Below are 7,443 nucleotides of genomic sequence, written 5' to 3' on the forward strand. Positions count from 1 at the left end.
TCCTCTTCCCTGGCCCGATACGCTCGGGACCGTTTCCCGGCTCAAAGGAGGCCCCCGATGCCCTGGTTCGCGCTGGAGCGCTTCGACGCGTCCTTCTTCGACACCGCGCCGCACCGCCACCGCTTCCGGATGGACCTGCCGGTGGCGCCGCACACCGTGTGGGAGGGGCTCGCCGGACGGACCCCGCTGTCCTGGTGCCGCGGCCTGGCCGGCGGCCGCTACACCTCGCCGGCCCCGCACGGCGTCGGCACGACCCGGGAGGTCACGGCCCTTCGGCTGCTGCGGCTGCGCGAGGAGTTCGTGCACTGGGAGGAGAAGGAGGAGGGCCGGCGGCACGCGTTCTGCGTCACCCAGGCCAGCCTGCCGATCTACCGGCGCTTCGGCGAGGACTACCTGGTCGAGCCCCTCGCCGCCGGCGGCACCCGCTTCACCTGGACCTTCGCCTACGAGCCCGCCCGGTTCCTGCGCCGCCCCGCGGCACTCACCGACGCACCCGGGGCGGCGTTCCTGCGCACGCTGATCGCCGACACCAAGCGCCACTTCGGCGCGGCGTAGCGCCGCCGGAAGCGCCCCGGGAGCGCTCTGGGAGCACGCCCCCGGAGCGCCCCGGGAGCGTGCCCCCGGGGGTGGCGCGGCCCGATGCCGCCGCTGCCGCCCCTCCTGCCCGTCTCCGGCCTTGGGCAGGCCCCGTCACCCGATCGGGTGGCCGGCGGCTGTTTCCCGTGCCGGTGACGGGTGCGTGGGTAGCGTCGGTTCATGATCGTGGAATCGTCAACCCGACTGACGTATCGACGATTTGACTTATTGTCGTACAGGTAAAGAGGCATCGTCGCATGGCAGAGAAGCGCCTGAAGTCCTGGGGCAACAACCGTTCCGGCCAGCTCGGGGACGGCACCTGGACCGACCTCCGCACCACGGCCACCACCGTGCACGGGCTCACCGGCACCGACGTCGTGAAGATCGCCGCCGGCGGGTTCGGCGCCGCCACCGGCCACGCACTGGCCCTGCTCACGGACCGTACGGTGCAGTCCTGGGGCGTCAACGGCTCCGGCCAGCTCGGTGACGGCACGGTGTTCAGCCACAACGCGCCCGGCCAGGTGCTCGACCTCGCCGACGTCACCGACATCGCCGCCGGCGGCGCGCACAGCCTCGCCCTGCTCGCCGACGGCACCGTGGCGGCCTGGGGGCGCAACGACCACGGCCAGCTCGGCAACGGGGCCACCGCCGACAGTGGCATCCCCGTCCGGGTCGAGGGCCTGAGCAGGATCGTCGCCGTCGCCGCCGGCCTCCACCACAGCCTGGCCCTGCGCGAGGACGGCACCGTCTGGTCCTGGGGCTACAACGGCAACGGCCAGCTGGGCGACGGCACTTCGTCCAGCCGCGGCAGCGCCGCCCCGGTCGCCGGCCTGACCGGGGTCAGCCGTATCGCCGCCGGCGCCGGCCACAACCTCGTCCTGGTCGGCGCACCGGGCGCCGGCGCCACGGTGAAGGCCTGGGGCTACAACGCCACCGGCCAGCTCGGCGACAACACCACCATCAACCGCTTCACCCCGGTCACCACCCAGGCCACCTGGACCGGCGGCGTCACCCGGATCGCGGCCGGCTGCAACCACAGCATGGCCGTCGTCGACACCGACCACCGCCTCAAGGCCTGGGGCCAGAACACCGCCGGCCAACTCGGCGACGGCACCACCGTCTTCCGCATCCTGCCCGTCACCGTCCCCGGCCTCACCGGCGTGCGCCTGGTCGCCGCCGGCCGCGAACACACCGTCGTCCTGTCCGGCAGCGCCACCGTCCACTCCTGGGGCAGCAACGGCTCCGGCCAACTCGGCGACGGCACCACCACCGACAGCACCACCCCCGTCCCCACCCTGACCGCACTCACCGGCATCGACAAGCTCGCCGCCCCCGTCGGCGGCGACTTCAGCCTGGCCCACTGAGTACCCGTACCGGTGGGAGGCCGGGCACCCCGAGGGGGCCCGGCCTCCCACCGCGCGGCCCGTCAGGTGCAGGCGCTGACGTGCACGTTCCTGCTGGAGGAGGTGTCCCCCCACGGGCCGGGCGGGTCCCAGGTGGGGCTGTCGCCGTACCTGCGGTGGGTGGAGGACTGCTCGAACTTCCGGTCCCCGACGACGCACGGCACCTTGGGCGTCCCGAAGTTGTCCTTGTTGTACGCCGTGCCGTCGGGCATGGAGCGGCCTGGGCGGCCCCCGGCAGGCCGAGGGCCGCGACGCACGCGACCGCTCCCGCGGCCGCGACCATCCGCGAGACCCGTCCCGAACCCGTCCGCATCACCGTCATGGACTCTTCTCCTCCTCGCCGCGCCGGCCGAGACCGCCGGCTGCCGAACGCGGGCCGTGCGGGAGCGCACGCCCGCGAACAGGATGGGCGGGACATGCGGAGGGAAACCGTGGATACCGTGACAGATCATCCGAATGAGTGGTAGGCACACAAATGTGGTTTGTCTTCACATCGCCCGCAAAACAGCACGCCATGGCGTCCTCGGGTCGCACCGGTCACGGCAGTCCCTCCTGCCACAATGCCCCGTGAGCGTTCCGTAGCCGCAACCATGCAGACAGTGAGGTAGTCATGTCGAAGGTCAAGCTGAGCACCAACCACGGCGACATCGTCCTCCGCCTCGACGCGGAGAAGGCCCCGGTGACGGTGGAGAACTTCCTCCGGTACGTCCGGGACGGTTTCTACGACGGGACGGTCTTCCACCGGGTCATCGACAACTTCATGGTCCAGGGCGGCGGGATGGAGCCCGGCCTGACGCAGAAGAAGACCCGCGACCCCATCCAGAACGAAGCCGACAACGGCCTGAAGAACGTCAGGTACTCCGTGGCGATGGCCCGCACCGGGGAGCCGCACTCCGCCACCGCCCAGTTCTTCATCAACGTCGCCGACAACGACTTCCTCAACCACAGCGGCAAGAACGTCCAGGGCTGGGGCTACGCCGTCTTCGGCGAGGTCGTCGAGGGCCAGGACGTCGTCGACGCCATCAAGGCCGTGCCCACCGGCTCCAAGTCCGGCCACCAGGACGTCCCCAAGGAGGACGTGGTCCTCGTGAAGGCCCAGGTCGTCGAGTAGAGCGCCGTGCGGCCGCTGCGGAGCGGGAAGCCGGCCCGTCCGACCTCCCGCTCCGCAGCAGGGGGGCGTGCGGCGCAGGGGGCCCGAAAATCCGGATGACCGCCACCGCCACCACCTCCGACAATGGCCCATGCTGACCGACCACTGGCCGCTGCTGGGCCTGCGCCTGCACACTCCCCGCCTCGAACTGCGCCTGCCCGACGACGACGAACTCGCCGCCCTGGCCGACCTCGCGGCCGCCGGCGTCCACGAACCGGACCGCATGCCCTTCATCGTGCCGTGGACCGACCAGCCCCCCGCCCGGCGGGCACGCTCCGTCGTCCAGCACCACTGGCTGCGCCTGGGCAACTGGTCCCCGCACGACTGGGCCCTCAACCTGGCCGTCCTCGAAAGCGGCCGGGTCGTCGGCCTGCAGACCCTCGCCGCCCGCGACTTCGCCGTCCTGCGGCAGGTCTCCACCGGCTCCTGGCTCGGCACCCGCCACCAACACCAGGGCATCGGCACCGAAATGCGCGCCGCCGTCCTGCACCTGGCCTTCGCCGGCCTCGACGCTCGGCACGCCAGATCCGGCGCCTTCGAGGACAACCCCACCTCCTACGCCGTCTCCCGCAAACACGGCTACGAACCCGACGGCACCACCCGCCACGCCGTCCGCGGCCGCGCGGTGACGGAACGCCGCCTGCTGCTGACCCGCGAACGCTGGCAGCAGCGGCACAGCGTCCCCGTCACACTCGACGGGCTCACGCCCTGCCTGCCGCTGTTCGGCCTGCCCGACGATCGCGGCGGGGAGCAGCCCGACCGGGGGAGGGGCCGGGAGGAGTAGGAAGTCGGCCCGGCCGACTTCCTACTCCGCGCGGCTTCGCCCGCCGCGACGGCGCCGGGCCCTGGCAGACTCGACCGCATGCCCGAACAGAACACCGGCGCGGCCCCCGACGACGCCCAGTGCGAGTACGCGACGCACTACCCCGACGTGGCGTCGGCCGGTTCACTGACGAACGCCCTGCGGGCGCAGGCCGACCGGGCGGGCCACCGGCTCGCCGTCGAGCCCGACACCCCGGCGGACTCCTCGGCGGACTCCTCGGCGGACTCCTCGCCGGGCCGGAGCCGGAGGGAGGCGCACGTGAGGGCCGGGGACCGGTCGACGCACGTCTGGATGGCACCGGGAGTACGCAGCTTCAGCGTCAGCTGCTGGACCGGCGAGATCCGCACGGCCACCGGCAGCACCGACGACCTCGCCGAAGTGACCGGCGCGATGCACACCTGGCACAGCGGGGCTCGCATCGCCGAACTCCTCGCCCGCCGGCCCTTCCTACACACCTCCGAACTCGCCGAAGCCCACGAACGCGGCGAGGCCATCCCCGTACGGTGGCGCCAGCTGCGCGAACACACCGCGGACGAGAGGACCACGGCACGCCACAGAAACGTCCCCGCACTGCGCGAACTCGTCGAGGCCGCCTACGCGCACCCGAGGCTGCGCGCCCTGTCACCGGGCCAGAGCATGTCCTGGATCACCTTCAGCCGCCGGGCGGCGCCGCCGATCTGCCGCGACCTGCCGAGGGTCATGCCGACCGGCGACCACACCTACCGCATCCGGTTCCACGACGGCCGGCTGCAGGAGGTGGACGGCGCCGCGGCGGCCGTCGAGGCGATTGTCGCCGCCCTGCCCGACGACGCCGTCCCCGCCTGACCGCCTCGCCGCCTGACCGCCTTCCGTTCCGTACCGCGATCGCCACCGCGCCGCCTGCCCCCGACACCCAGGTGCCCACCTGCCCCGAGTGGGCGCTGTGCGACCCGCCCCGGCACATCGGCGAGGGCCGCCACCCGACGGCCCAGCCCGCCCCCGAGGACGCCCCGGCCGAGCCCCGCGAGCGCGAGGCCCCGCCGGCCAGGCCGGCCCCGACGGCGGCCGCTGGACCTGCTGGGACACCTCCCAGCCCCCCCGGAACGCCGCCGCCGTCGCCCGCCACCAGCTCCAGGAGACCGCGCTCCACACCACGACGCCCACCTCACCGCCGGCGCCGCACAACCGCTGCCCGAGGACATCGCCCTCGACGGCGACGACGAGTTCCTGACCAGCCGCAACCCCGTCGACACCCTGAAGCTCGACGGCGACCCGCGTGTCCTCGACCCGCGCGCCGCCTGGGACCGGGACGCGTAAGCGCCGCACGGCGCGCCACACCCGGCCCGTATGCTCCTGCCCATGAGCACCGCACCCCCCACCCGCAAGCGCGACGGCGCCGCGACCCGCGAGGCGATCCTCGCGGCCGCGGTCGTCGAGTTCACCGAACACGGCTACGCCGCGGCGGGGGTGCGCCAGATCGCCGAACGGGCCGGCGTCACCGCGATGATGATCAACCGCTACTTCGGCTCCAAGGAAGGCCTGTTCACCCAGGCCGTCGACCGCGCCTTCGCACCCCCGACCATCGTCGGCGACGAGAGCGCCGCCCTCGCGCACACCCTCGCCCACACCCTCGCCCGGCGCACCGCCGCCGGCGCCGACCCGCTCGACCCCTTCCTCCTGCTGCTGCGCTCCGCACCGGACCCTGAGGCCGCGGCCATCCTGCGCCGGGGCGTGGAGACCCACGTGGGCGCCCGCCTGGCGGGGCTGCTCGACGGACCGGACGCCGACGTGCGCGCACAGCTCACCCTCGCCCTGGTCGCCGGCACCTGGCTGCTGCGCAGCGTCGTCGGCACCACCGCGCTCGCCACGGCCGAGGACGGGCGCCTGGCCGACCTGCTCGCGGGCATGCTGGAACCGGTCGTCGCCGCGCCGTCGGCCGCGCAGGTGCCTGCAGCCGGCGGGTAACTCCCGCCGGGGCCAGGGTGGTTGGCCTTCCAGCTTGCCAGGGGCGGCTTCCGTCCGCCGTCACCGCGCTGTCGGTGGCCGGTGTGTCGGCGTGTCGGTGTCCGGGAGTCGTCGGAGGGTAACTCCCGCCAGGGCCAGGGCGGTTCGTCCTTTTGCTCGTCCCGGTGCGGCCCCCGCCCCGCGCCTCCGTCGCCGCGGTCCTCCCGGGCGCGGGGGCGGGTGCTCAGAATGCGGAGCGGATGAGCCCGCCGTCGACGCGGATGGTGGCCCCGCTGACGTACTGGGCGTAGTCGCTGCACAGGTAGGCGACGGCCGCGGCGATCTCCTCGGGTTCGCCGAAGCGCTCCTGGTCGTTGGGGATCATGGCCCGGACGGCGTTGGGCCGGATCTCCTCCCAGGTCTCGCCCCAGCCGTGGTCGGGTCCGATGCGGGTGATGAGGTCCCGGGTGGCGTCGACGAGGATCGCCCCGGGGGAGACGACGTTGGACGTGACGCCGGTGCCCTTGAGCTCGCGGGCGAGCGAGACGGCGAGGTTGTGCCGGGCCGCCAGGCTGGCGTTGTACTGGGGGAAGGCGTCCGCCGGCTGGGAGGCGAGCCCGCCGCCGATGGTGACGACCCGGCCCCAGCCGCGTTCGCGCATCGCGGGGACCAGGTGCCGGATCATGCGCACGCCCGAGACGACGTTGGCGTTGTAGGTCTCGCACCACTCGTCGGGGGTGGCCTCGGCCCAGGAAAGGTGCCGGTAGAAGCCCGCGTTGTTGACCAGGATGTCCACGGGCCCGTCCGCCGTGGCGGCGCGGGCGACCTCCTCGGCGCCACCGTCGTCGGCGAGATCGCCGACCACCGCGTGCGCCGTCCCGCCGGCCTCGCGGACCTCCCGCGCGACGCCCTCCGTGCGGTCCTCGTCCCGGCCGTGCACCACGACCGCCGCCCCCTCTGCCGCCAGCAGTTTCACCATGGCCTTGCCGAGCCCCGCGCTCGAACCCGTGACGAGCGCGCGCTTGCCGATCAGCTTGAGATCCATCTCGTGCTTCCCTCCCGTACGAAGTGCCCCTCCCGAAAGTATACAGCTGTAGACTTCTGGGGTCGGGGTGCCCGAACCGCCCCCGGTTGCCGGAGAGTTCATCAAGTCGTACGCCACCGGGGAGGGTTGTCGCCCGGCCCCACCGGTGGTTCGCTGTCGGGGCCGACGCCCGCCGCAGGGGCGGGCGACGAACGGGGGAGGCACCACATGCCGGAGTGGACCGGAGGGTTCGCGAAAGCGACCATCGTGAGCGCCGCCGTGGCGACCGCACTGCTCGGCCACGCGGCGCCGTCGCACGCGGCGCCCGCCGCCGGGCAGAACGCGCCCGTCACCGCCGCCTACGAGACCCACGAGCCCAACGCGCTCGCACAGCCGCTGGTGGAGGCGGACTGACGGCTGCAGCGGTGGAGGAGCAGGAAGTCGGCCTGCCGACTCTGCTGGCGAAGTATTTGATCTGGGTCAGGCCGCTGCTGTGATGGCGTGTTGGGTGCAGAGTGTGTGGATGCGGGTGGGGTGGCGGTCT

The 7,443-nt window shown here is 73.3% G+C and carries 9 protein-coding genes; 7 read left to right on the top strand and 2 right to left on the bottom strand.

What is annotated here, in order from left to right:
- The first annotated feature begins 57 nt into the window (after nucleotides 1–57).
- Together ACGF0D_RS18590 and ACGF0D_RS18595 are read left to right on the top strand one after the other, a co-directional pair.
- On the top strand, nucleotides 58–555 hold the full coding sequence (locus ACGF0D_RS18590; RefSeq protein ID WP_392917464.1) for an SRPBCC family protein: 498 nt from the start codon (nucleotides 58–60) through the stop codon (nucleotides 553–555).
- A 278-nt stretch (nucleotides 556–833) separates the two neighbouring features.
- Nucleotides 834–1,940: an RCC1 domain-containing protein gene (locus ACGF0D_RS18595; protein WP_392917467.1), complete on the top strand. Its 1,107-nt coding sequence runs from the start codon at nucleotides 834–836 to the stop codon at nucleotides 1,938–1,940.
- Between the two features lie 62 nt (nucleotides 1,941–2,002).
- On the opposite strand, the gene ACGF0D_RS18600 is transcribed toward ACGF0D_RS18595, so the two are convergent.
- On the bottom strand, nucleotides 2,003–2,191 hold the full coding sequence (locus tag ACGF0D_RS18600) for a hypothetical protein (protein ID WP_392917469.1): 189 nt from the start codon (nucleotides 2,189–2,191) through the stop codon (nucleotides 2,003–2,005).
- Between the two features lie 398 nt (nucleotides 2,192–2,589).
- Between ACGF0D_RS18600 and ACGF0D_RS18605 the strand changes: the two genes are divergently transcribed.
- From ACGF0D_RS18605 to ACGF0D_RS18620, 4 genes are all read left to right on the top strand, one after another.
- The gene (locus tag ACGF0D_RS18605) at nucleotides 2,590–3,090 is read left to right on the top strand and encodes a peptidylprolyl isomerase (protein WP_392917472.1); all 501 of its coding nucleotides are present in this window, start codon (nucleotides 2,590–2,592) and stop codon (nucleotides 3,088–3,090) included.
- A 130-nt stretch (nucleotides 3,091–3,220) separates the two neighbouring features.
- Nucleotides 3,221–3,913, top strand: a complete 693-nt coding sequence (locus tag ACGF0D_RS18610; protein ID WP_392917475.1) for a GNAT family N-acetyltransferase — start codon at nucleotides 3,221–3,223, stop codon at nucleotides 3,911–3,913.
- A 78-nt stretch (nucleotides 3,914–3,991) separates the two neighbouring features.
- Nucleotides 3,992–4,777, top strand: coding sequence for a DUF6193 family natural product biosynthesis protein (locus tag ACGF0D_RS18615; RefSeq protein WP_392917477.1), 786 nt, complete (start codon nucleotides 3,992–3,994; stop codon nucleotides 4,775–4,777).
- A 513-nt stretch (nucleotides 4,778–5,290) separates the two neighbouring features.
- A complete protein-coding gene (locus ACGF0D_RS18620) occupies nucleotides 5,291–5,896 on the top strand; it encodes a TetR/AcrR family transcriptional regulator (RefSeq protein ID WP_392917480.1) in 606 nt (201 codons plus the stop codon).
- Between the two features lie 223 nt (nucleotides 5,897–6,119).
- Here the strand turns inward: ACGF0D_RS18620 and ACGF0D_RS18625 are convergent, their stop codons facing one another.
- A complete protein-coding gene (locus ACGF0D_RS18625; RefSeq protein ID WP_392917483.1) occupies nucleotides 6,120–6,920 on the bottom strand; it encodes an SDR family NAD(P)-dependent oxidoreductase in 801 nt (266 codons plus the stop codon).
- A 207-nt stretch (nucleotides 6,921–7,127) separates the two neighbouring features.
- Here ACGF0D_RS18625 and ACGF0D_RS18630 point away from each other — a divergent pair, with 207 nt between their 5' ends.
- Entirely contained in the window at nucleotides 7,128–7,313 is a 186-nt protein-coding gene (locus tag ACGF0D_RS18630) for a hypothetical protein (RefSeq protein ID WP_392917485.1), read from the top strand.
- Nucleotides 7,314–7,443: the final 130 nt, after the last annotated feature.

Origin of the sequence: Kitasatospora sp. NPDC048298 (assembly GCF_043201465.1) — a bacterium.
GTDB lineage: Bacteria > Actinomycetota > Actinomycetes > Streptomycetales > Streptomycetaceae > Kitasatospora.

Coding starts and splice junctions, on each gene's coding strand:
- ACGF0D_RS18620 (WP_392917480.1), top strand. CDS start 5,291: ATGAGCACCGCACCCCCCACCCGCAAGCGCGACGGCGCCGCGACCCGC.
- ACGF0D_RS18625 (WP_392917483.1), bottom strand. CDS start 6,920: ATGGATCTCAAGCTGATCGGCAAGCGCGCGCTCGTCACGGGTTCGAGC.
- ACGF0D_RS18605 (WP_392917472.1), top strand. CDS start 2,590: ATGTCGAAGGTCAAGCTGAGCACCAACCACGGCGACATCGTCCTCCGC.
- ACGF0D_RS18615 (WP_392917477.1), top strand. CDS start 3,992: ATGCCCGAACAGAACACCGGCGCGGCCCCCGACGACGCCCAGTGCGAG.
- ACGF0D_RS18630 (WP_392917485.1), top strand. CDS start 7,128: ATGCCGGAGTGGACCGGAGGGTTCGCGAAAGCGACCATCGTGAGCGCC.
- ACGF0D_RS18595 (WP_392917467.1), top strand. CDS start 834: ATGGCAGAGAAGCGCCTGAAGTCCTGGGGCAACAACCGTTCCGGCCAG.
- ACGF0D_RS18600 (WP_392917469.1), bottom strand. CDS start 2,191: ATGCCCGACGGCACGGCGTACAACAAGGACAACTTCGGGACGCCCAAG.
- ACGF0D_RS18590 (WP_392917464.1), top strand. CDS start 58: ATGCCCTGGTTCGCGCTGGAGCGCTTCGACGCGTCCTTCTTCGACACC.
- ACGF0D_RS18610 (WP_392917475.1), top strand. CDS start 3,221: ATGCTGACCGACCACTGGCCGCTGCTGGGCCTGCGCCTGCACACTCCC.